The 23,312-nt window shown below is 64.3% G+C and carries 16 protein-coding genes and 1 pseudogene; 9 read left to right on the forward strand and 8 right to left on the reverse strand.

Going from position 1 to position 23,312, the window contains the following annotated elements; translation table 11 throughout:
• The first annotated feature begins 78 nt into the window (after window positions 1-78).
• Complete coding sequence (gene ntrC, locus NOV72_RS24640; RefSeq protein ID WP_106857167.1) at window positions 79-1,563, forward strand: nitrogen regulation protein NR(I); 1,485 nt, start codon at window positions 79-81, stop codon at window positions 1,561-1,563.
• A gap of 21 nt (window positions 1,564-1,584) precedes the next feature.
• Here the strand turns inward: ntrC and xth are convergent, their stop codons facing one another.
• A complete protein-coding gene (xth, locus tag NOV72_RS24645; RefSeq protein WP_106857168.1) occupies window positions 1,585-2,367 on the reverse strand; it encodes an exodeoxyribonuclease III in 783 nt (260 codons plus the stop codon).
• Window positions 2,368-3,233: 866 nt separating this feature from the next.
• Here xth and NOV72_RS24650 point away from each other — a divergent pair.
• Window positions 3,234-3,818, forward strand: coding sequence for a GNAT family N-acetyltransferase (locus NOV72_RS24650; RefSeq protein WP_106857169.1), 585 nt, complete (start codon window positions 3,234-3,236; stop codon window positions 3,816-3,818).
• Here NOV72_RS24650 and NOV72_RS24655 read toward each other — a convergent pair.
• Window positions 3,802-4,701 (reverse strand): LysR family transcriptional regulator, encoded by a 900-nt coding sequence (locus NOV72_RS24655; protein WP_106857187.1) that lies wholly within the window; start codon window positions 4,699-4,701, stop codon window positions 3,802-3,804. The two genes, NOV72_RS24650 and NOV72_RS24655, sit on opposite strands and share 17 nt — an antisense overlap.
• A gap of 108 nt (window positions 4,702-4,809) precedes the next feature.
• Here NOV72_RS24655 and NOV72_RS24660 point away from each other — a divergent pair, with 108 nt between their 5' ends.
• Window positions 4,810-5,631 carry a nitrilase-related carbon-nitrogen hydrolase gene (locus NOV72_RS24660; protein ID WP_106857170.1) on the forward strand — a complete coding sequence of 274 codons (822 nt, stop codon included), beginning with the start codon at window positions 4,810-4,812 and terminating at the stop codon, window positions 5,629-5,631.
• Window positions 5,632-5,711: 80 nt separating this feature from the next.
• Complete coding sequence (locus NOV72_RS24665) at window positions 5,712-6,989, forward strand: amidohydrolase family protein (RefSeq protein WP_106857171.1); 1,278 nt, start codon at window positions 5,712-5,714, stop codon at window positions 6,987-6,989.
• A 49-nt stretch (window positions 6,990-7,038) separates the two neighbouring features.
• Here the strand turns inward: NOV72_RS24665 and NOV72_RS24670 are convergent, their stop codons facing one another.
• The 6 genes from NOV72_RS24670 to fixL form a co-directional block, all read right to left on the reverse strand.
• Window positions 7,039-9,150, reverse strand: coding sequence for a M3 family metallopeptidase (locus tag NOV72_RS24670; protein WP_106857188.1), 2,112 nt, complete (start codon window positions 9,148-9,150; stop codon window positions 7,039-7,041).
• 140 nt (window positions 9,151-9,290) lie between these two features.
• Window positions 9,291-10,145, reverse strand: coding sequence for a bifunctional methylenetetrahydrofolate dehydrogenase/methenyltetrahydrofolate cyclohydrolase FolD (gene folD, locus NOV72_RS24675; protein WP_106857172.1), 855 nt, complete (start codon window positions 10,143-10,145; stop codon window positions 9,291-9,293).
• 203 nt (window positions 10,146-10,348) lie between these two features.
• Complete coding sequence (locus NOV72_RS24680) at window positions 10,349-11,260, reverse strand: DUF2950 domain-containing protein (RefSeq protein WP_245933139.1); 912 nt, start codon at window positions 11,258-11,260, stop codon at window positions 10,349-10,351.
• 59 nt (window positions 11,261-11,319) lie between these two features.
• Window positions 11,320-12,657, reverse strand: coding sequence for a DUF3300 domain-containing protein (locus NOV72_RS24685; protein ID WP_106857189.1), 1,338 nt, complete (start codon window positions 12,655-12,657; stop codon window positions 11,320-11,322).
• Window positions 12,658-13,093: 436 nt separating this feature from the next.
• Window positions 13,094-13,729, reverse strand: a complete 636-nt coding sequence (gene fixJ, locus NOV72_RS24690; protein WP_106857174.1) for an oxygen response regulator transcription factor FixJ — start codon at window positions 13,727-13,729, stop codon at window positions 13,094-13,096.
• Window positions 13,726-16,260, reverse strand: coding sequence for an oxygen sensor histidine kinase FixL (gene fixL / locus NOV72_RS24695; RefSeq protein ID WP_106857175.1), 2,535 nt, complete (start codon window positions 16,258-16,260; stop codon window positions 13,726-13,728). Before fixL ends, fixJ begins: the two co-directional genes overlap by 4 nt.
• Here fixL and NOV72_RS32445 point away from each other — a divergent pair.
• The 5 genes and pseudogenes from NOV72_RS32445 to lpdA all read left to right on the forward strand — a co-directional run bounded on the left by NOV72_RS32445 (window position 16,259) and on the right by lpdA (window position 23,086).
• Window positions 16,259-16,402, forward strand: coding sequence for a hypothetical protein (locus NOV72_RS32445; protein WP_181291154.1), 144 nt, complete (start codon window positions 16,259-16,261; stop codon window positions 16,400-16,402). The genes fixL and NOV72_RS32445 overlap by 2 nt on opposite strands.
• Window positions 16,403-16,541: 139 nt before the next feature.
• Entirely contained in the window at window positions 16,542-19,235 is a 2,694-nt protein-coding gene (gene aceE / locus NOV72_RS24700; protein ID WP_106857176.1) for a pyruvate dehydrogenase (acetyl-transferring), homodimeric type, read from the forward strand.
• An 80-nt stretch (window positions 19,236-19,315) separates the two neighbouring features.
• Complete coding sequence (gene aceF / locus NOV72_RS24705) at window positions 19,316-20,956, forward strand: dihydrolipoyllysine-residue acetyltransferase (RefSeq protein WP_106857177.1); 1,641 nt, start codon at window positions 19,316-19,318, stop codon at window positions 20,954-20,956.
• Window positions 20,957-21,031: 75 nt separating this feature from the next.
• Window positions 21,032-21,244, forward strand: a pseudogene (locus tag NOV72_RS33090) (biotin/lipoyl-containing protein); the annotation flags it as partial.
• 102 nt (window positions 21,245-21,346) lie between these two features.
• Entirely contained in the window at window positions 21,347-23,086 is a 1,740-nt protein-coding gene (gene lpdA / locus NOV72_RS24710; RefSeq protein WP_342753431.1) for a dihydrolipoyl dehydrogenase, read from the forward strand.
• Window positions 23,087-23,312: the final 226 nt, after the last annotated feature.

Raw genomic sequence — 23,312 nt, forward strand, 5'->3', positions numbered from 1 at the left:
AGTGACACACCAGGCATAGAAGCCTGACCGTTTCGACGGGCTCACACCGAACCACACGAGAATTTCTCGCCGAACGATATGAAGCCGATCTGGATAGTAGACGACGACCAATCCATCCGCTGGGTGCTGGAAAAGGCGCTCGCACGAGAGAACTTCACGACGCGCAGTTTCTCCGGCGTGCGCGACGCGCTCGCCGCGCTCGAAGGAGAAAGCCCGCAAGTGCTCGTCTCCGATATCCGCATGCCGGGCGGCTCCGGGCTGGAACTGCTGCAGACCGTGCGCGACCGCCTTCCCGGATTGCCCGTCATCATCATGACGGCGTTCTCGGATCTGGACAGCGCCGTGGCCGCGTTCCAGGGCGGCGCGTTCGAATACCTCGCCAAGCCTTTCGATGTCGACAAGGCGGTCGAGCTGATCCGCCGCGCCGTCGACGAAAGCATGCGCGGCGAGGCGGCCGTCGACGAGCGCGTGACCGAGACGCCCGAAATGCTCGGCCAGGCGCCGGCGATGCAGGACATGTTCCGCGCGATCGGCCGTCTGTCGCATTCGGCGGCGACCGTGCTCATCACGGGCGAATCAGGCACCGGAAAGGAGCTTGTCGCGCGCGCCCTGCACCGACATAGCCCACGCGCGAACGGACCGTTCATCGCGCTGAACACGGCGGCGATTCCGAAGGATCTGCTGGAGTCCGAACTGTTCGGCCACGAGCGCGGCGCGTTCACCGGCGCGCAGGCGATGCGTCAGGGCCGCTTCGAGCAGGCCGAAAACGGCACGCTCTTTCTCGATGAAATCGGCGACATGCCGTTCGATCTTCAGACGCGCCTGTTGCGCGTGCTGTCGGATGGGCAGTTCTACCGCGTGGGCGGACACAATCCGCTGAAGGCGAACGTGCGCGTGATCGCGGCGACGCATCAGAATCTCGATGCGCGCGTGCGGCAGGGCTTGTTCCGCGAGGACTTGTATCACCGGCTGAACGTGATTCGCCTGCGTCTGCCGGCGCTGCGCGAGCGCAGCGAGGATATTCCGCTGCTCACGCGCCATTTTCTGCAGAAGAGCGCGCGTGATCTGGGCGTCGAGCCCAAGCGCGTGTCGGATGAAGCGCTTGCTTATCTCGCGTCGCTGCCGTTTCCGGGCAACGTGCGTCAACTCGAGAATCTGTGCAACTGGCTCACGGTGATGGCGCCCGCGCAGGTGATCGAGCAGAAGGATCTGCCGCCCGATCTCACGCCGCGCCACGACGCTACGCCGGAGGCGATCGCCGTTTCGTCCGATGGCGCCGTGGCGCCTGCGCCCGCGGTGCAGAACGGCGCGGCGGCGTCGGTGCCGGCGATGGCGGGCGTCGCGACGAGCGTATGGGAAAACGGTCTGCGCACCGAAGTCGCGCGCCTTCTGCGCGAAAACTCCGCGGACGTGATGGACGAGCTCGCGCGCCGTTTCGAAGCCGCGGTGATCCGCGAGGCGCTCGATTTCACGCGCGGGCGCAAGGTCGAGGCGGCGGAGCGGCTGGGTATCGGCCGCAATACGATCACGCGCAAGATTCAGGAACTGCATCTCGACGCGTGAGCGCCGGTTGAAGGGAAATGATCAGTCGATCGTCGCGATCACGGGCGCGTGGTCCGACGGTTGATCCCACTTGCGCGGTACCTTGTCGACTTCGCACGACGTGCAGCGCGCGGAAAGCTGTTCTGACAGCAAAATGTGATCGATGCGCAGTCCCGCGTTTCGCCGGAACGCCAACATCCGGTAATCCCACCATGTGAAGAGTTTTTCGGGCTGCTCGAACTTGCGGAAGGCATCGGTGAGTCCGAGTTCGACGAGTTGCGCGAAGTGCGCGCGCTCTTCGGGCGAGACGAGATTCTGTCCTTCCCATGCTTTCGGATCGTGCACGTCGCGGTCTTCGGGCGCGATGTTGTAGTCGCCCAATAGCGCAAGCTGCGGGTGACGCGCGATGTCTTCGCGCAGCCATTCGCGCAGCGCGTCCAGCCAGCGCATCTTGTAGGCGAATTTATCGGAGCCGGGCGCCTGGCCGTTCGGGAAGTAGGCGCAGATGATGCGCACACCGTCGATCGTCGCGGCGATCACGCGCTGCTGCAAGTCTTCGAAACCGGGGATGTTGCGCACGACGCTGATTTCATCGACGTCGAAGCCGGCGTCTGCCCGCACCAGAATGCCGACGCCGTTGTATGTTTTTTGCCCTGCGAACCAGCTTTTGTAGCCGGCGGCTTCGAGCTCGGCGCGGGGGAATTTCTCGTCGGGAAGCTTCAGTTCCTGAAGGCACAGCACGTCGACTTTCGACGCGGTCAGCCAGTCGATGACGTGTTGCTGGCGGACTTTGAGGGAGTTGACGTTCCAGGTGGCGATTTTCATGAATCCCTGTCGGTTTGGGGGCGCGGGGGCGCGCTTGATGTCACGATTTTAGCGGAGCGAAGGGGGTGGGTTTATTGCTCGGTTTTTGCTTTTGCTTTCGCTTTCGCTTTCGTTTTCGCCGGATCCCGTTTTCTTTGTGGTCTATTAGCGTTGCCCCTGTGCGGGGCGGCAGTCACTTTCTTTGCTGCTGCAAAGAAAGTAACCAAAGAAAGCAGCTTTTCAGGCCCGCGGTCACACGCAACTTGGCCAATTTTCTCCCTTAAGTTGGCACTCGCCTAAAGAGTGCCCTCATCAAAATCACCGGGCTTGGCTCGCGCACGGTCTGCCGCACCACATGTTTTAGGGCGCTGGTTCAGCACGAAATAGCTTCGGCACAGCGCTACGCGCTGCCGCCGGGTCTGCAAGGGAAACCGATGGTGTGCATGGGCGGTGTGCATGGGCGGTGCGTCTCGATGGCGGTATCAGCAAAAAAAGCGCACGCAAACCCGATTGACCCATCGGCCGCGCAGCGGGCCGGAGCGATTTGGTGCTGAACCAATCTGTTGTGTGGCGCGATGCGTCAGATCGTGCGCGATCCAAGCCCGATTCTGCTTGTGAGGGCACTCGCTACCCTGGGTTCCATTCAGCCAATCGCCTGTGCCGCGGCCGGCATGAAGCACTTTGGATGGGGATAGCTGTTTCTTTGGTTACTTTCTTTGCAGCAGCAAAGAAAGTGACTGCCGCCCCGCACAGGGGCAACGCTAATAAACCGACGCGAATACGGGATCCGGCGAAAGCGAAAGTAAAACCAAAAACGAAGAACCAACGATGGAGAACATCGCAGCAAACTATGATGTCGTCTCACCAAGAAAATCTGCAAACGCCCGATGACTCAACCGACCCTGACCGGGCACCGCACCCAACTGCGCCCGCTGCAACAAGCAGACCGCGGTGCCTTGCTCGACGCCGCCGCCGACGGCGAACTCTGGAATCTCAGCGTGACCGTGGTGCCGAACGAAGCCACGATCGACCGCTATCTCGACACCGCGCTAGCAGGCCGCGATGCCGGCACGGTCATGCCATTCGCCATCGTGCGAGCCGATGACGCACGCGTCGTCGGCAGCACGCGTTTCTGGAAGATCGATCGCGCGAATCGCAAGCTCGAAATCGGCCATACGTGGCTCGCGGCATCGACGCAGCGCACCGGCATCAACACGGAAGCGAAATATCTGCTGCTCACGCACGCGTTCGAAACAATGCACTGCGTCCGCGTGCAGTTCACCACCGACGAGCTCAACGAAAAATCGCGCGCGGCGATACTCGGCATCGGCGCGAAACAGGAAGGCATCGTGCGGCACGAGCGCATCATGCCCGATGGCCGCAAGCGCAACTCGGTGCGCTTTTCGATCATCGACGACGAATGGCCCGGCGTCAAAGCGATGCTGCTCGCCAGGCTCAACCGTCCAGCATAGCCGACGCCTTCAACGCTTTCACGCGCGCTTTCATGAACGCGACGAAGCCGCGCGTGACGGTGTCGTCGCGTTCGGCTTGCCATGCGAGGCCGACGCGCCATCGCGCGGGCTGATCGCGCAAGGTCAGCACGCGCGCATCGCGCAGCAGATACTGCGCTCGCGACGGCAGGAACGCGGCGCCCACGCCGCCCGCCACGGATGCAAGCACGGACTGGATATCGTCCGCCTCCTGAATCACGCGCGGCACGAAGCCGTGCTCGGCGCACCAGCGATCGATCTGCGCGGCGAGCCCCGGTCCCCGCGTTCGCGACAGCGCGATGAATCCCGGCTCGTTCAATTCGTTCAGGTCCGCCGGCAGACGCCTGTAGCGCGTGTGCTCCGGGACGGCAAGCGCGAGCGTTTCGTCGAGCACCGTGAAGCCCGACAGCCCGGCGCTCGCGGGCATTCGCATGAACCCGACATCGAGCTTGTTCGCGAGGATGCGGCGTGTCTGCTCGTGCGACGACAGATCGTGCAGCGTGATGCTCACGCCCGGATTGAGCGCGCCGAATTCCGCGATCAGCCTGGGCACATGCGTGAGCGTCGACAGGCACAGGCCGACGCGCAGAAACCCGCGCGTGCCGTTCGCCGCTTCGCGTGCGCGGGCGAGCACGGCGTCGGCGTCTCGCACGAGCGATTGCGCATCGGCGATAAAGCCCGCGCCGAACGCCGTCAGATCCGCGCCGTGCCGGCCGCGTTCGAAGAGACGCGCGCCGAGGCTCGCTTCGAGCGCGGCGATCTGCTTGCTGAGCGCGGGCTGGCTGAGATGCAGCGCTTCGGCTGCGCGGCCGAAATGGCGCAAGTCCGCGATGGTGAGGAAGGCGCGCAGGCGTTTAAGTTCCATCGGAATATTCGATTCCATTTGGCGATCGAATCGATCAAAACATTCATTTTACTTATCGATGCGCGAGCGGTTCAATGAGGTCGTCTACTCGTTAATCCGGAGCCTCGCTTGGACGCCATTTCGTTCCGCATCGCCGTGACCGCGCTTGAGTCACATGCCGATGTTGCGCGCCATTGTGCGCTGATCGCCGACGCCGCATCTCAGGGCGTGCAACTGGTCGCGTTCCCGCAAGCGAGCATCGATGCGTCGCGCGCCGAATCGTTCGATGGCCCGTCGATCCGCGCGATCGCCGCCGCCGTCGACGATACCGGCGTCGCGGCGGGCGTCGGCTGGATCGAGCGCACCGAAGACGGGCGCTTGTACGACAGTTACGCGATTCTCTTCCCGGGCGGCGCGCGCGTGCGCCATCGCAAGCTGCAAGCGTCGCAACGCGGCCTGCACAGCGGGGCGCGCTTCACCGTGTTCGACGCACCGTTCGGCGCACGCATCGGCATTTTGATCGGCGATGACAACGACGTCGTCGAGAACGTGCGGATGACGGCGCTCATGGGCGCGACGCTCCTCATCGCACCGATGCGCCGCGAGCGGACGCATCGCGCGATGCTGGCCGCGCGCGCCGCCGAAAACGGCATGTTCATCGCCTGCAGCCACACATCGGGCGACGACGCGCTGATCGCCGGTCCGGACGGCAGCGTGCTCACGCGGCGTGCGGCGGCCAATGGCGGCCTGATCGTCGCGGACGTGAAGCCCTCGCTGGCCGAGACGAGCGCCGGGCGCCGCGCGTTGTCCGCGCGCCGTCCCGATCTCTACGCACCGCTCGCGCGACAGGGCGACGCCTATCCGCTCAGAATCGAACCCGAACGCGCCATGCCGCGCGGCTCGCTGCCGCTCAGTTTCGCGGTGGTCGGACGCCATCGCGTGATGCGCTGAAACCAGCGCGCACGGCTTTTCTGTCCCGATACAATCGAACGCATACATCGGACGAACAGCCTGGCACGGAGGTTTCGCACATGGATTTGATCATTCGCCGCGCGGCGCTCGCGGATTCGCGCGAGCTCGTCGATATCGGCATGGAAGCGGGGCGGATCGCCGCGATCGAGCCGCATCTGTCGGCCACCGCGCGCGAGGAAATCGATGCAGACGGCTCGCTCGTCACCGCGCCGTTCGTCGATGCGCACTTTCACATGGACGCGACGCTGTCCTATGGCTTGCCGCGCGTGAACGCGTCGGGCACGCTGCTCGAAGGCATTGCGCTGTGGGGCGAGCTGAAGCCCGAACTCACGCAGGAGGCGCTCGTCGAGCGCGCGTTGCAGTACTGCGACTGGGCCGTCGCGCGCGGGCTGCTCGCGATCCGGTCTCACGTCGATGTCTGCGATCCGCGTCTCCTGGCCGTGGAAGCGCTCGTCGAAGTGAAGCGCCGCGTGAAGCCGTATCTCGATCTGCAACTCGTCGCGTTTCCGCAAGACGGCGTATTGCGCAGCGCGGGCGCGTTCGAGAACCTGAAGCGTGCGATCGCGATGGGCGTCGATGTCGTCGGCGGCATTCCGCACTTCGAGCGCACGATGGCGGACGGCGCGGCGTCGGTGAAGCTCTTGTGCGAATACGCGGCGGAGCAGGGCTTGCGCGTCGACATGCATTGCGACGAATCCGACGATCCGATGTCGCGCCACATCGAAACGCTGGCAGCACAAACGCACCGGCTCGGACTGCACGGGCGCGTGACCGGCTCGCATCTCACGTCGATGCATTCGATGGACAACTATTACGTCAGCAAGCTCATTCCGCTGATGCGCGAAGCGGGCGTGAATGCCATTGCCAATCCGCTCATCAACATCACGCTGCAAGGGCGCTCGGACACGTATCCGAAGCGGCGCGGCATGACGCGCGTGCCCGAACTGATGGCGGCCGGCGTCACGGTCGCGTTCGGCCACGATTGCGTGATGGACCCGTGGTACAGCCTCGGTTCCGGCGACATGCTCGAAGTCGCGCACATGGGTCTGCACGTCGCGCAGATGACCGGCGTCGATGCCATGCGCGCGTGCTTCGATGCGGTCACGAAAAATCCCGCGCGCATTCTCGGGCTGGAAGGCTATGGGATCGAGGTGGGATGCAACGCGGATTGCGTCGTGCTCGATGCGCGCGATCCGATCGAAGCGATCCGGCTGCGGGCGGCGCGCACGGCTGTCGTGCGAAGAGGCAAGGTGATCAGCCGAAGCCCTGCCGTTCGCGCGACGCTGGCGCTGGAAGGGCGGCCATCGGAAGTCGATTTCAGGATCGACAGGCGATAAAAAACCCGGCCCTTTTGAGGTTCGGGCCGGGGTTCTCTCGCCAACTCGTTCAGTGCGCCGCCTGACCCGACATGCCGTTATGCCGCAGCAAGGCGTCGATGTCCGGTTCGCGTCCGCGGAACGCCTTGAACGAATCCATCGCCGGGCGGCTGCCGCCGACTTCGAGAATCTCGCGGCGATAGCGCGTGCCCGTGGTCGCGTCGAGCACCGAGCCGTTGCCGGCCTTCGCGGCTTCTTCGAACGCGGCGTACGCATCGGCCGACAGCACTTCGGCCCACTTGTAGCTGTAATAGCCTGCCGCGTAGCCGCCCGCGAAGATGTGGCTGAACGTGTTCGGCCAGCGCGAGAACGGCGCCTGCGGAATCACATGGAACTTCTCGTTGATCGAGCGCGCGAGATCGTTCACGTTTTGCGTCGCGTTCGCGGGATCGTAGGACGTGTGCAGCACCATGTCGAACATCGAGAAGACGATCTGGCGCAGCGTGCCGAGACCGCTCTGGAAGTTCTTCGCGGCGAGCATCTTGTCGAACAGCTCGCGCGGCAGCGGCGCGCCGGTCTCGACGTGCGCGGACATGTCGGTCAGCACGTCCCACTCCCAGCAGAAGTTCTCCATAAACTGCGACGGCAGTTCGACCGCATCCCACTCGACGCCGTTGATGCCCGACACGCCCAGCTCGTCGATGCGCGTCAGCATGTGATGCAGGCCGTGTCCGAACTCGTGGAACAACGTGATGACTTCATCGTGCGTGAAGCACGCGGGCTTGCCGCCCACCGGCGCCGAGAAATTGCAGGTGAGATACGCGACCGGCGTCTGCACGCCGCCTTGCGTGCGCTTGTGACGCGAGCGGGCGTCGTCCATCCATGCGCCGCCGCGCTTGCCTTCGCGCGCGTACAGATCCAGATAGAACTGCGCGACGAGCGTGCCGTCCTTGTTCTCGACGCGGAAGAAGCGCACGTCCGGATTCCACACGGCGGCTTCGTCGCGGCGGATCGACACGTTGAAAAGCGTTTCGGTGACCTTGAACAGGCCTTTCAGCACGGCTTCCTGCGGGAAGTACTGCTTCACTTCGTTCTCGGAAAACGAGTAGCGCTTCTGACGCAGCTTTTCGGCCGCATACGCGATATCCCAAGGCTGCAACTCGGGCATGCCGAGTTCGGTCGCGGCGAACGCGCGCAGTTCCATCCAGTCTTTTTCGGCGTAAGGGCGCGCGCGCGTGGCGAGATCTTCCAGGAAGGCGATCACTTGCGCGGGCGATTCCGCCATCTTCGGCGCGAGCGACACTTCCGCGAAATTCTGATAGCCGAGCGTCTTCGCTTCTTCCTCGCGCAGCTTCAGGTGCTCGACGACATTCGCCGTGTTGTCCCATTCGGTCTTGCCGTCGCCATAAGTGCCGCCCAGTTCCGACGCGCGCGTGACGTACGCGCGATACATCGCCTCGCGCATCGGCCGATGTTCGGCATATTGCAGCACCGGAAAATACGACGGGAAATGCAGCGTGAACTTCCAGCCTTCCTTGCCATCGCGTTGAGCGGCTTCGTGGGCCGCTTCGGTCACGTCGCCGGGCAGGCCGGCGAGATCGCTTTCCTTCGTGACGATATACGCGTACGCGTTGGTCGAATCGAGCACGTGATCGGAGAACGCCTTGGAAAGTGCCGCCTGCTCCTCCTGCAACTGCGCGAAACGCGGCTTGCGGTCCTCGGGCAATTCGGCGCCCGACAGGCGGAAATCGCGCAGCGAGTTCTCCAGGATCTTCTTGCGCTCGGCCGACAAACCGGCGAATTCCTCTCCGGCGGCGATCGCCTTGTACTTCTCGTAGAGCGCGAGATTCTGACCGACACTCGCGGAAAATTCGGTGACGCGCGGCAGGTTTTCGGCGTGCGCGGCGCGCAGTTCGGGCGTATCGGCGACAGCGTTCAGATGGCCGATGATGCCCCACGCGCGCGACAGTTTCTCCGATTCCTGCTCGACCGCCTCGACGACATCCTTCCAGGTCGCCGGCGTGTCCGGCGCGCTCGCGCGATCGACGGCGGCTTTCGCATCGGCGAGCAGCACGTCGAGCGCCGGCGTCACGTGCGCAGGCTGAATCTCGCCGAAACGCGGAAGATCGGAAAAATCGAGCAGCGGATTGGCCGCTGCCGGGGTGGACGTGGTATCGCTCATGATTCTCCCGTTCTGATGTTGGACGAAGCCGGGAACGGGACGCGCCTCGCGCCGGCTCATCTGGAGATTATTGGGGCGGGCGGGGCAAATTCCAATCGATTGTTTTTAAAGGGCCGATTGATGCCGCCCCGCACCGGCGTTCACGCCTGCGCCGCGCGCTCGGCCGCTTCGATCGTGTTGACGAGCAGCATCGTGATGGTCATCGGGCCGACGCCGCCCGGAACCGGTGTGATGAATCCGGCCACTTCCTTCACGCCCGCGAAATCGACGTCGCCGCACAGCTTGCCTTCGTCGTTGCGATTCATGCCGACGTCGATCACGGTCGCGCCCGGTTTCACCATATCGGCGGTCAGAATGTTGCGGCGGCCGACGGCGGCGACGATCACGTCGGCGTCACGCGTGTGCTTCGCGAGGTCGCGCGTCTTGCTGTGACAAATGGTGACGGTCGCGCCGGCTTCGAGCAGCAGAAGCGCCATCGGCTTGCCGACGATGTTCGAGCGGCCGATCACCACCGCGTTCGCGCCTTTCAGGTCGATGTCGTGCGCCTCGAACATCTTCATCACGCCGTACGGCGTGCACGGGCGAAAGAGCGGCTTGCCGGTCATCAGCGCGCCCGCATTGGCGACGTGAAAGCCGTCGACGTCCTTCTCCGGCGCAATGGCTTCGATCACCTTGTGGCTGTCGATGTGCGCGGGCAGCGGCAGTTGCACGAGAATGCCGTGGATCGAAGCGTCGGCGTTGAGCTTCGCGATATGCGCGAGCAGTTCGTTTTCCGCGAGCGTCGCGGGGAAGCGGTCCATCACCGAGTGCAGGCCGTTGTCGTGGCAGGCTTTCACCTTGTTGCGCACATAGACCTCGCTCGCGGGATTGTCGCCGACGAGCACGACGGCGAGGCCCGGCTTGTGTCCACGGGTGGCGAGGGCGGCGGCGCGTTGGGCGACGTCGGCGCGAAGGGTCTTGGAAAGGGCGTTGCCGTCGATGAGTTGGGCGGTCATGGCGAATCGGATCGAGAATGGGCGAGGGCGCGCGAGGGCGTAAAGCCGACGCCGTGCCCGCCGCTTTCGTGCGGCAGCGGTGCGCGGCGCTCGCGCATGATGCCGGGCGCATTGTTGGTCAATGCGCCTCTGGGAAGGGCGAAATTATACCGCCGGGCGCTATCGCGCGTTCCCGCTCGCCATTTCCGCCGTGTCGCCAGGGCTTATGGCGTCACCACCTGCCACGACGAATCCGGGTTGAACGACTTGATCGCCGCGGCCGCGCGCGTCGTCGCCGGGCCGAGATCCTTCTCGTAGATCTGGCCGTCCTGATTGACGATGAACGTCATCACGCCGGTCTGGCCGTAACGCGCGGGCGTCGCGATCAGGCCGAAGCCCTGCTTCAGCATGCCGTCGCTCAGATAGCTCTTCGCGCCGCCCTGCGCATTCGCGCCTTGCGCGGTCAGGATGCGGTAGTGATAGCCGTAGTAGCCGTCCTTGTCGGTCGGCTTGTTCGGCATGGTCGCGGCGAGCGGGCCGAGCGGGCTGTCCGGCTCGCCGGGCGCGGTGTCCCAGTAGAGGCCGTCGTGTTTGCCGGACGTGCTGACGAAACGGTCGGCGTAGCGATCGGCCGTCTTGTGATAGTCGTTCTGCGCGGCGACATACGCGAGCGCGACCTGCATCGCCGAACGCTCGTTGCGGCCGATGCGCCGCGTGAGCACTTCGTCGCGCGCGGCGGGCATGTCGAAGCGCCAGCCTTTCGCGACTTTCACGAGTGGAATCGGCAGCGTCCAGCCGCTCGTGCCCGCTTCGATATGCGCGGCCGGACGGCCATCGAGCGGCTGCGCATCCTCGACGATGCGATGCTGCTGCGACCACGCGCCGAGGTACGCGTAGATGTCCTCCTGGCCGATGCTGCCTTCGGGCACGTAATGCCCGTAGTCCTTGCCGAGAACCTTGGAGAGCGCGGCCTGGTCGTTGGTCGCGATGGCGTCGGTGAAGGCCTGCGCGGCGGCTTCGGCGGTGGGATAGACGGCCTGCGCGTGCGCGAACGATGCGCCGAGCAAGAGCGACGCGGCGGCGAGTGCGCAAAGAAACGGTCTCTTCGATGAGGCAGATGCTTGAATAGGGGTCATCTCGGGCTCCTGGATCTGGCGTTCGCCGCACGGGCGGCGTTTGACGATGAACTCGATCATCAACGGCGAAATCCTCCGCCGCCTCGATGCATCCCGCCGCCGCCTCCGCCGCCATGGAATCCGCCGCCGCCACCGCCTCCGCCGCCGCCACGTTGCACGCCGCCTCCGCCCGCGCCGAGGCCGCCGCCGGCCTGACGTTCCACGCCGCCACCGCCCCCGCCCACGCGGTTATGCGACTGATTCGCGAACGAGTCCCGGCTCGCCTGTCCGCGCTGCATGTCCTGACGCGCGCCGGCGCCGTCGCCCGCGCCGCGCAGCGCGTTATCGCGATTCACGCTCTGCGAGCGCTGACGCAGGTCGCTCGTGTCGCGGGCGTTCGGGCCGCCGCCCTGGCGGATGTTCTGCACGCGCTGGCTCGCCGGCTGGTTGAGGTTCTGCCCGGTGCGCTGCTGCAGCGTCTGCGCGGCTTGCGCGCGCGCGTCCTCGCGGCCGCGAAACTGGTTGGCGTTTCCGCCGAGGTTCGCGTTGTTCAACGCGTTCTGCCGGTTCGCGACGTTCGTCCGGTTGAACTGCGGATCGTTGCGATTCCAGCGCACATTGTTGCTGTTCGCATTGATGCGGTTGCTCGTGTTGATGTTGTTGTAGCGGTTCACGTTCACGTTGACATCGCCGTGGCCCCAGTTGCAATTGCCCCACAGCGAATTCGCGACCGCGACGCCCGCGCCGAAGGCGAGACCGCCGACGAACGCCGAGGCCATCGCATATCCCGGAGGCGGCGGCACGTACACCGGCGGATAGGCCGGATACGGCCACGTGCCGTACACGACCGTCGGGTTGTAAGTCGGCACATAGACCACTTGCGGATTGGTCGGCTCGATCTGAATCACCGTGGTGTTCGTGATCGTGCTGCCCGCCGGCGGGGGCCCGCTCGTGATCTTCTGCTGCTCGTTCGACTTGAGATTGCCCGCGCTTTGCGCCGCGCGCCGCAGACGCTGAACGGAGTCCATCACGTCGCTCGGTTGCGCGATGAACGCGTTGCCGAGTTGCGTCACCCAGTCGACCTTGGAGGCCATCGTCGCGAGCGCCTGAGGGAACGCGACGAGCGATTGCACGCTCGGATCCCACGGCTCGGACTGCACGGCTTTTACGGCATCGTCGCCCTTGACGTTCGGATTCGCCTTCGACCACGCGGCCGCATCGGTGATTTGCGACGGATACGTCGACGCCATCAGCACTTGGGCGAGCAGCGCATCGGGATAGAGGGCGATCGGCGCGGTCAGCGCGTCGAGCTGCTGGTTCGTGAGTTTCTGTCCGGTGCTCGCCGCGCTTTGCGTCTGCGCGTGAGCCGGGCCAGGATGCAGCGCCGCGACCGGCAACGCGAGCAGCGCAGCGCTCATCGCGATGATGTGCAGCGCGCGCGCGTGTTGCGCGACGACAGTGTGAGGGGATTGTTTCAAGATCAAGTCCTCCTGTGCACGCGCGATGCGCCCGTTGCTTGCCAGTAGGCAGCGAACTGATGCGCAGTGCTTGATGAAAGAGAGGGAGCGATGCGGGAGAGGGCGCCGGCTTCGAAGCGATCGACGTCAAACATTCGACTGTCGAGCAAGGACGTTGCAGACGTCTTGTCGCGCATGACCAATGTCCGGTAGCGAGGGCCTCGCCCACTCAAGGGCCGGCCTCCATGTATGTCAACGTGATACAGGAGATATCACGTTTTACTCTGCCGGACAACGGGGATTTGACGGAAGAAAAGCGTGCGCGCGAGAGGCCGGGCGCGCCATGAAAACGCGGCCGGCATGACGATGCCGGCCGCGAAAGGGAGAGCGCCAGCCGTTACTGCTGGGGCTTGTTCGACAGCGCGAGACGCAGCAGATCGGCGACGGTGTTCACGGAAAGCTTTTCCATGATGTTCGCGCGATGCGCTTCCACCGTCTTGATGCTGATGCCGAGATCGTCGGCGATCTGCTTGTTGAGGCGCCCCGCGATAATGCGCTCGAGCACCTGATGCTCGCGCGCGGTCAGCTTGCCCAGGCGCTCGGCGGCGGCGCGCTGCTGCTGCACGCTGGTGCTTTCGCTGCGCGCCTTTTCCAGCATGCGTTCCACGAGCTTGCGCAGTTCGGCTTCGTCGAACGGCTTTTCGATGAAATCCATCGCGCCTTTTTTCATCGTCGAAACGGCCATCGGCACGTCGCCGTGACCGGTCACGAAGATGATCGGCAAAAGCGAATTCTCGGCGATGAGCTTCTCCTGCAACTCGAGCCCCGTCATGCCCGCCATGCGCACGTCGAGGATCAGGCAGGAAATCGCGCCGGCATGCGAGATCGGCAGGTAGACGTCGAGGAACGATTCCGCGCTGGAGAAACACTGCACGCGATAGCCGTTTGCTTCGAGCAGCCAGCGCAAGGAATCACGCACGGCTTCGTCATCGTCGACGACGAAGACGGTTTCCTGGGTGGTGACTGTGCTCATAGTTCTCCCGTAACTGTTTGTTGTCTCGTATGTTCGTCCTGCGCATCCGTGCCGCCGGTGCCCGAGCTGCCGTCCACTTCGCCGATCGGCAAACTGCAGTGGAAGGTCGCGCCGGTCACGTGGCCGTCCGCTTCGACGTTGTTGACCACCCAAAGGCGTCCGCGATGCGACTCGATGATCGAGCGGCAAATGTTCAACCCCATGCCCATGCCGTCGGACTTGGTGCTGTAGAACGGCTCGAAGAGGCGCTCGGCGGTTGCCTCGTCCACGCCCGGACCCTGGTCGACCACGCTGATGCACACGAAGCCGCCGTCCATGCGCTGAACGACGACGCGAATCACCGGATCGACGGCGTTTGGTTTCGCATCATGCATCGCCTCGGCCGCATTTTTCAACAGGTTGACCAACACTTGTTCGATCAAAACCGGGTCGACGTAGATCACCGGCATGCGCGAGCGGATTTCGGTGACGATGCGGATCTTGCGTTTGCGCGCCTCGATTTCGGCGAGACCGACCGCGTCCGCGACGATATCCGCGACGCGCGCCGCCTGGCGCTTGGGCTCGCTGCGCTTCACGAACTCGCGGATGCGCTTGATGATCATGCCCGCGCGCACGGCCTGCTGCGCGGTCTTTTCGAGCACGGGAAGCAGCGTTTCCTGCGTCATGCGGCCCGATTTCACCAGCGCGACGCAGCCCGAGCAATAGTTGTTGATCGCGGCGAGCGGCTGATTCAGTTCGTGTGCGAGCGACGACGCCATTTCGCCCATCGTCATCAGGCGGCTCGTGAACTGCAGCTTTTCTTCCTGCTGATGCGCGAGTTCCTGCGCCTGCTTGCGCTGCGTGATGTCGGTCGCGATCTGCATCTGCGCGAGATGGCCGTCGACCCACTGAATGTACTGGCGGCGCACCTCGAACCATTTCTGGATGCCGTCGACATAGACTTCCTGCGCGTCCGCCGAGCTTTCGGTGAGCGCGGTGGCGGGCAGGCCCGCGTAGGTGTCGACCATGTCGATGGTGTCGGACGAGCTTTGCGCGCCGCCGTCGAACGCGGCGCCCGCGAGTTCCAGATGGCCGTCCGGACGGATGCCGAACAGATGCCGGTAATAGCGGTTGGCGAAGAGCAGTTCGGCTTCGTCGGCGGCGAGCACGGAGACGGCGGCGTCGAGGCTTTCGAGCACGGTGGTGAAGCGCTCGTGCGCGGCGGCGAGTTCTTCGCGCGCGCGCTTCGGCTCGGTGATGTCCGTCATCGACGACATCCAGCCGGTCTGCCGGCCCGAACTGTCGATCAGCGGCGAGACGTACAGCCGCGCGTGGAAGAACGAACCGTCCTTGCGGCGCACGCGCAGTTCGAAGCCGGACGAGGGCGCCTTGCCGCGCAGCGTCATGTCGAGCTGGCGCTGCATTTCGGGATACGCGTCGCGCGGCCAGTACGGGAACGGCGCGTTCTTGCCGACGAGATCGCTCTCGTCCCAGCCCGTCATGCGGCAGAACGCGGGGTTCACGTGCGTGATGCGGCCGTGCATGTCGAGCACGCGCATGCCGATCAGCACCGAGTTTTCCATCGCGCGGCGAAAAAACGCTTCGGCGTAGAGTGCCTGTTGTGCCTCGAAGCGCTGGCGCGTGTGCTTCCACAGGCTCCAGAGACTCCACAGCACGAAGCACGACAGGCCGGCGACGAGCCAGACGAGCGTGTTATTGGTGAAGTTCGTGAGCTGCGGATACGAGTACACGCGCACCGACAGGCCCTGACCCGGCGGATCGAGCGGCAGGTCGTAGAACATGTCGCGCGGCAGACGCGGACGGCTCGACGTGGTAGCGAGCTCGCGGTTGTTCAGGTCGGTGATGGAGATCTTGTACTTCGCCGACAGCTCGCTGGGAATGTCGTGCTTCAGGATGCCTTCGATCGAAAACACGGCGGCAATCGAGCCCAGAAATTCGCGATCGCGAAATACTGGCGTCTGCAACGTGATGTATCCATTCCCGAGATCATCGTAGAGCAGCGGCGAGTAGACTTGACGGCGCGTCGTGCGCGCTTCGTCGAAAGCGGCCTGCACGGCCTCGTCCATCTGCGTTTCGTTGGGTTTCGCGAGCCGCGATCCGAGCACGGGCAGCGGCGTATTCGGCCAGCGCGGCTTATGCTCGCTCGTGTACCAGTTCATGTAGAGGATCTCGGGATGCCCCTGCATGATGTCCGTGGACGAAGTCTGGAAGGTTTGCGGGTCGCCGTGACCCGTCGCGATGTCGCGCGAAAGCGCCTGAATCTGCTCCTGCGCGCCCGTCATGGAAAGACGGATTTGCTGCTGCGCCCACGCGACGTTGCGGTAGAGCGTGTCTTCCTGCTGCTGCTGCTCGCGCCGGTTGAGACTCCAGAGAATCAGACTCATCACGACCAGAAATACCAGGATCGAAATGAGCGGCGTGAGTAAATAGGAGTTCGACCACCACGGGCCGTGGTGCCAGCGGGAGGGCGAGGCGTCGGTCGGCTTGCGCCCGACCCGCGCCGAGCGTTTGATCAGCCGTTCGGTCAACATGGAAGCGATTGTAACGCAGCGCCTGATTGTTAATTGGCGTAAAAAGACGGTAAAGACGCCTCAAATGCCGGAAAAGGAGGAGAAACATCTGAACAAAAAAGTGTTATGGGACGGTGCGTTGCAGCAATTTTTCGCATGGTGAGATTAGCTCTCATGATTTGAAAAATTCCTTGCGTCATGGTCTGGACCCTCTTTAGAATTGCCGGCACGCGGCCAGTGCCCGCCTTCGATCGGGCGCGCGCCGGCGGTTCTCAGAGTGTTCCTCACATCAGGAGACGAGCATGTCCGCTGTACCCGACGAAGTTCTCAAATATGTCGCCAACGCCAAGGACGACGATCCTCAGGAAACCGCCGAGTGGCTCGACGCGCTCGACGGCGTGATTTCCGCGGTCGGTCCTGATCGCGCGCACTACCTGATCGAGAAACAGATCGAATTCGCTCGCGTACATGGCGAGCACCTGCCGTTCTCGGCGAACACGCCGTACATCAACACGATCCCCGTCGCCGCGCAGGCGAAGAATCCGGGCGATCAGGACCTCGAACACCGCATCCGCTCGTACACGCGCTGGAACGCCATCGCGATGGTGCTGCGCGCGGGCAAGGACACCAACGTCGGCGGCCACATCGCTTCGTTCGCCTCCGCCGCGACGCTGTATGACGTCGGCTTCAACCACTTCTGGCACGCCCCGTCGAAAGAACATGGCGGCGATCTCGTGTTCGTGCAGGGCCATTCGTCGCCGGGCGTGTACTCGCGCGCGTTCCTGCTCGGCCGCCTGACCGAGAAGCAACTGAACAATTTCCGCCAGGAAGTGGGCGGCGAGGGCATCTCGTCGTATCCGCATCCGTGGCTGATGCCGGACTTCTGGCAATTCCCGACCGTGTCGATGGGTCTCGGCCCGATCATGGCGATCTATCAGGCGCGCTTCATGAAGTACATGGCGGCGCGCGGGATCGCGAAGACGGAAGGCCGCAAGGTCTGGGCGTTCCTCGGCGACGGCGAGACGGACGAGCCGGAATCGCTCGGCGCGATCGGCATGGCCGGCCGCGAGCGCCTGGACAATCTCGTGTTCGTCATCAACTGCAATCTGCAGCGTCTGGACGGCCCGGTGCGCGGCAACGGCAAGATCATCCAGGAACTGGAAAGCGAATTCCGTGGCGCGGGCTGGAATGTCATCAAGGTCATCTGGGGCAGCCGCTGGGACGCGCTCTTCGCGCGCGACAAGACCGGCGCGCTGATGCGCCGCATGATGGAAGTCGTCGACGGCGAGTACCAGACGTACAAGTCGGAGTCGGGCGCGTTCGTGCGCGAGCACTTCTTCAACACGCCGGAACTGAAGGCGCTGGTCGCCGACTGGTCCGATGAAGACATCTGGAACCTGAACCGCGGCGGCCACGATCCGCACAAGATCTACGCCGCGTTCGACGCCGCCACGAAGACGAAGGGCGCGCCGACCGTCATCCTCGCCAAGACCATCAAGGGTTATGGCATGGGCGAGCACGGTCAGGCGATGAACATCACGCACCAGCAGAAGAAGCTGCCGATCGACACGCTGAAGAAATTCCGCGACCAGTTCCGCCTGCCGCTGACCGACGAGCAAATCGCCGACGTGCCGTACCTCACGTTCGAGGAAGGCTCGAAGGAACTGGAATACATGCGTCAGAAGCGCATGGACCTGGGCGGCTATCTGCCGGCGCGCCGCGAGAAGGCGGAATCGCTGCCGGTGCCGGCGCTGTCCGCATTCGAACCGCTGCTCAAGGGCACGGGCGAAGGCCGCGAAATCTCCACGACGATGGCCTTCGTGCGGATCCTGAACATCCTGCTGAAGGACAAGGCGCTCGGCAAGCGCGTCGTGCCGATCGTGCCGGACGAGTCGCGTACCTTCGGCATGGAAGGCCTGTTCCGCCAGATCGGCATCTGGAATCAGGACGGCCAGAAGTACATTCCGGAAGACTCCGACCAGTTGATGTTCTACAAGGAATCGGAGACGGGTCAGATCCTGCAGGAAGGCATCAACGAAGCCGGTGGCATGTGCGACTGGATCGCGGCCGCGACGTCGTACTCGACGCACGGCGAGATCATGATCCCGTTCTACATCTTCTACTCGATGTTCGGCTTCCAGCGCATCGGCGATCTGGCGTGGGCCGCGGGCGACATGCGTTCGCGCGGCTTCCTGCTCGGCGGCACGGCGGGCCGCACGACGCTCAACGGCGAAGGCCTGCAGCACGAAGACGGCCACTCGCTGCTGTGGGCGGCGTCCGTCCCGAACTGCGTGAGCTACGACCCGACGTTCGGTTACGAACTCGCGGTCATCATGCAGGACGGCCTGCGCCGCATGGTCGCGGAGCAGGAGGATGTGTACTACTACATCACCGTGATGAACGAGAACTACGAGCATCCGGCGATCCCGCAAGGCGATGCCGTGGCTTCCGACATCATCAAGGGCATGTACGCGTTCAAGAAGTCCGATGCTCCGGCCAAGGGGCACGTGCAACTGCTGGGCGCGGGCACGATCTTCAACGAAGTGATCGCCGCCGCGGATCTCCTGAAGAACGACTGGGGCGTCAGCGCCGATCTCTGGAGCGTGCCGAGCTTCACCGAACTGGCCCGCGACGGTCAGGCGTGCGAGCGCTGGAACCTGCTGCACCCGGCGGAAGAGAAGCGCGTGCCGCACGTGAGCGCGCTGCTCAAGGGCGCGAAGGGCCCGGTGATCGCATCGACGGACTACATCCGTGCGCTCGTCGACCAGATTCGCGGCTATGTGCCGAACAAGTTCGTGGTGCTCGGCACCGACGGCTACGGCCGTTCGGACACGCGCGAGGCGCTGCGCCACTTCTTCGAAGTCGACCGCTACTGGGTGACGCTGGCCGCGCTGAACGCGCTGGCCGACGAAGGCACGATCGAGCGCAAGGTCGTCGCTGAGGCGATCAAGAAGTACAACCTCGACCCGTCCAAACCCAACCCGATGACCGTCTAAAGGCATCGCCCCCGTGCGTTGTGACGCGGCCTCTTTCCGAAGCGGAAGGAGGCCCGCGTGCGACCCAGGAGACACTAATAATGAGTCAAGCGATCGAAGTCAAAGTGCCGGACATCGGCGATTTCAAGGACATCCCCGTGATCGAGGTGCTGGTCAAGGTGGGTGATACGGTCGAACCCGAGCAGTCGCTCGTCACGCTCGAATCCGACAAGGCGACGATGGACGTCCCGAGTTCGGCGGCCGGCACCGTGAAGGAAGTGAAGGTCAAGGTCGGCGACAACGTGTCGGAAGGCACGCTCATCGTCGTGCTGGAAGGCGGCGGCGCCGCTGCTGCACCGGCTCCGGCGGCGGCTCCGGCTCCTGCCGCCGCGCCCGCGCCGGCTGCAGCTCCGGCCGCTTCGGGCGGCGGCACGACCGAAGTGAAGGTGCCGGACATCGGCGACTTCAAGGACATTCCGATCATCGAGATCGGCGTGAAGGTCGGCGACAAGGTCGAGAAGGAGCAGTCGCTCGTCACGCTCGAATCCGACAAGGCGACGATGGACGTCCCGAGTCCGGCGTCGGGCACGGTGAAGGAACTGAAGGTCAAGGTCGGCGACACGGTTTCCGAAGGCTCGCTGATCCTCGTGCTGGAAGGCGGTGCAGGCGGCGCGGCTGCCGCTCCCGCTCCGACGCCCGCGCCGGCCGCGCAGAAGGAAGTGCCCTCGGATGCGCCCGCTGCCCCGGCGCCCGCGCCGAAGGAACCGCCGTCCGCGCTCGCGCAGGCGCCCGCGATTCCGGCCGGCGACGGCACGCGCACGTCGAGCCACGCGTCGCCGTCGGTGCGCAAGTTCGCGCGCGAACTCGGTGTCGACGTGACGCGTGTGAAGGGCTCCGGTCCGAAGGGCCGCATCACGCAAGGCGACATCACCGCGTTCGTCAAGGGCGTGATGTCGGGTCAGGGCGCGGCGCCCGCGGCGGCTGCACCGGCTGGCGGTGGCGGCGGCGAGCTGGGTCTGTTGCCGTGGCCGAAGATCGACTTCACGAAGTTCGGCCCGGTCGATCCGAAGCCGCTGTCGCGCATCAAGAAGATCTCGGGTGCGAACCTGCATCGCAACTGGGTGATGATTCCGCACGTCACGAACAACGACGAAGCCGACATCACCGAGCTCGAAGAACTGCGCGTCAAGCTGAACAAGGAACACGAAAAGGCGGGCGTGAAGTTCACGATGCTCGCGTTCGTCATCAAGGCCGTGGTCTCGGCGCTCAAGAAGTTCCCGGACTTCAACGCGAGCCTCGACGGCGACAACCTCGTGTTTAAGAAGTACTTCCACATCGGTTTCGCGGCCGATACGCCGAACGGCCTCGTCGTTCCGGTGATCCGCGACGCGGACAAGAAGGGCCTCGTCGATATCGCCAAGGAAATGGCGGAATTGTCGAAGCTCGCGCGCGACGGCAAGCTGAAGCCCGATCAGATGCAGGGCGGCTGCTTCTCGATTTCGTCGCTGGGCGGGATCGGCGGAACGCACTTCACGCCGATCATCAACGCGCCCGAAGTCGCGATCCTCGGCCTGTCGCGCGGCTATCAGAAGCCGGTGTGGGACGGCAAGCAGTTCGTGCCGCGCCTCACGCTGCCGATGTCGCTGTCATACGACCATCGCGTCATCGACGGTGCGGCCGCCGCGCGCTTCAACGCTTATCTGTCGGCGATTCTGGGCGATTTCCGTCGCGTCATTCTCTGATCGTTTGATCTGGCCGACGGCGGAACCTCGGGGCATTGCCCTGGGGTTCCATCCGCACATCTCTTAGGGGACAACATGAGTCTCGTCGAACTAAAAGTACCCGACATCGGCGACTTCTCCGATGTCGATGTCATCGAAGTCAATATCAAGCCCGGCGACAGCATCGAAAAGGAACAGGGCGTCATCACGCTCGAAACCGACAAGGCCACGATGGAAGTGCCCGCCGATTTTGCGGGCACCATCAAGGAAGTGAAGGTCAAGCAGGGCGACAAGGTTTCGCAAGGCTCGGTCATCGCGATGGTCGAAACCGCAGGCGCGGGCGCTGCCGCGGCGCCCGCCGCCGCGCCGGCGCCGGCCGCCGCACCCGCGAAGGCCGCGGGCGGTGGCGGCGTGCAGGACGTGAAGGTGCCGGACATCGGCGACTTCAAGGACATTCCGGTCATCGAAGTGCACGTGAAGCCGGGCGATACGGTCGAGAAGGAGCAGTCGCTCATCACGCTCGAATCCGACAAGGCCACGATGGACGTGCCTTCGCCCGCAGCGGGCACGGTGAAGGAAGTGAAGCTGAAGGTCGGCGACACGGTGTCGGAAGGCACGCTCGTGCTGACGCTGGAAGGCGGCGCGTCCGCCGCTGCGGCGCCCGCTCCCGCGCCTCAGAAAGCGGCGCCCGCGGCCGCCCCGGCTCCCGCGCCGCAAGCGGGCAGCTACTCCGGCTCGGCGGATGTCGAATGCGACATGCTCGTGCTCGGCGCCGGTCCCGGCGGCTATTCGGCGGCGTTCCGTTCCGCCGACCTCGGCATGAAGACGGTGCTCGTCGAGCGTTATTCGACGCTGGGCGGCGTGTGTCTGAATGTCGGCTGCATTCCGTCGAAGGCGCTGCTGCACACGGCGCTCGTCATCGACGAAGCGGCGGAACTCGCGGCGCACGGCATCAGCTTCGGCGAGCCGAAGGTCGATCTCGACAAGCTGCGCGGCTTCAAGGAAGGCGTCGTCAAGAAGCTGACAGGCGGTCTCGCGGGCATGGCGAAGGCGCGCAAGGTGCAGGTCGTGACGGGCGTGGGCAATTTCGTCGATCCGAATCACATGGAAGTGCAGGGCGCGGACGGCAAGAAGGTCGTGAAGTTCAAGCAGGCGATCATCGCGGCGGGCTCGCAAGCGGTGAAGCTGCCGTTCTTCCCGGACGATCCGCGTGTCGTCGATTCGACCGGCGCGCTCGAACTGCGTCAGCTTCCGAAGCGCATGCTCGTGGTGGGCGGCGGCATCATCGGACTGGAAATGGCGACCGTTTATTCGACGCTCGGCGCGGACATCGACGTCGTCGAAATGCTCGACGGCCTGATGCTCGGCGCGGACCGCGATCTCGTGAAGGTTTGGGAGAAGTTCAACTCCAAGCGTTTCACGAACGTGATGCTCAAGACCAAGACGACCAAGGCCGAAGCGAAGGAAGACGGCATCTACGTGACCTTCGAAGGCGAGAAGGCGCCGAGCGAACCGCAGCGTTACGACCTCGTGCTGCTCGCGGTCGGCCGCAGCCCGAACGGCGGCAAGATCGGCGCGGACAAGGCCGGCGTGGCGGTGACGGATCGCGGCTTTATTAACGTCGACAAGCAGATGCGCACCAACGTGCCGCACATTTTCGCGATCGGCGATCTCGTCGGCCAGCCGATGCTCGCGCACAAGGCCGTGCACGAAGGCCACGTCGCGGCGGAAGTGGCGCATGGCGAGAAGGCGTACTTCGACGCGATGCAGATTCCGTCGGTGGCCTACACCGATCCGGAAGTGGCGTGGGCCGGCAAGACCGAAGACCAGTGCAAGGCCGAAGGCATCAAGTTCGGCAAGGCCGTGTTCCCGTGGGCCGCTTCCGGCCGCGCGATCGCGAATGGCCGCGACGAGGGCTTCACCAAGCTGATCTTCGATGAAGAGACGCATCGTGTGATCGGCGGCGGCATCGTCGGTCTGAATGCGGGCGATCTGATCAGCGAAGTGTGTCTCGCGATCGAGATGGGCGCGGACGCAACCGACATCGGCAAGACGATCCACCCGCATCCGACGCTCGGCGAATCGGTCGGCATGGCCGCCGAGTTGTACGAAGGCGTATGCACGGACTTGCCGCCGCAACGCAAGAAGTAAGCGTTCGCGCGGCGTAAGTGCAAAGGCGCGCTCCTTCACCGGAGCGCGCCTTTTTCATTTGCAGATTCGAGCGGCAGACGACAAAAAACCCGGCGCGGAGGCTAATGCCGTTCAGTTAGCGCTGAACGGCATTTTTGTTTGTGGGGGCGAGAAGTGGTTGTAAACGGAGCGCCGGGCTGTTAACTTTCTGGTGCGATGCTTGCCGACCACCTCACTTATCTGATCG

This window comes from Caballeronia novacaledonica (assembly GCF_900258035.1).
GTDB classification, from domain to species: Bacteria; Pseudomonadota; Gammaproteobacteria; order Burkholderiales; family Burkholderiaceae; genus Caballeronia; species Caballeronia novacaledonica.

Bases quoted from the DNA above. Each gene is read 5' to 3' on its own strand.
- ntrC (WP_106857167.1), top strand. From the start codon at position 79: ATGAAGCCGATCTGGATAGTAGACGACGACCAATCCATCCGCTGGGTG.
- xth (WP_106857168.1), bottom strand. From the start codon at position 2,367: ATGAAAATCGCCACCTGGAACGTCAACTCCCTCAAAGTCCGCCAGCAA.
- NOV72_RS24650 (WP_106857169.1), top strand. From the start codon at position 3,234: ATGACTCAACCGACCCTGACCGGGCACCGCACCCAACTGCGCCCGCTG.
- NOV72_RS24655 (WP_106857187.1), bottom strand. From the start codon at position 4,701: ATGGAACTTAAACGCCTGCGCGCCTTCCTCACCATCGCGGACTTGCGC.
- NOV72_RS24665 (WP_106857171.1), top strand. From the start codon at position 5,712: ATGGATTTGATCATTCGCCGCGCGGCGCTCGCGGATTCGCGCGAGCTC.
- NOV72_RS24670 (WP_106857188.1), bottom strand. From the start codon at position 9,150: ATGAGCGATACCACGTCCACCCCGGCAGCGGCCAATCCGCTGCTCGAT.
- folD (WP_106857172.1), bottom strand. From the start codon at position 10,145: ATGACCGCCCAACTCATCGACGGCAACGCCCTTTCCAAGACCCTTCGC.
- NOV72_RS24680 (WP_245933139.1), bottom strand. From the start codon at position 11,260: ATGACCCCTATTCAAGCATCTGCCTCATCGAAGAGACCGTTTCTTTGC.
- NOV72_RS24685 (WP_106857189.1), bottom strand. From the start codon at position 12,657: ATGAGCGCTGCGCTGCTCGCGTTGCCGGTCGCGGCGCTGCATCCTGGC.
- fixJ (WP_106857174.1), bottom strand. From the start codon at position 13,729: ATGAGCACAGTCACCACCCAGGAAACCGTCTTCGTCGTCGACGATGAC.
- NOV72_RS32445 (WP_181291154.1), top strand. From the start codon at position 16,259: ATGGAAGCGATTGTAACGCAGCGCCTGATTGTTAATTGGCGTAAAAAG.
- fixL (WP_106857175.1), bottom strand. From the start codon at position 16,260: ATGTTGACCGAACGGCTGATCAAACGCTCGGCGCGGGTCGGGCGCAAG.
- aceE (WP_106857176.1), top strand. From the start codon at position 16,542: ATGTCCGCTGTACCCGACGAAGTTCTCAAATATGTCGCCAACGCCAAG.
- aceF (WP_106857177.1), top strand. From the start codon at position 19,316: ATGAGTCAAGCGATCGAAGTCAAAGTGCCGGACATCGGCGATTTCAAG.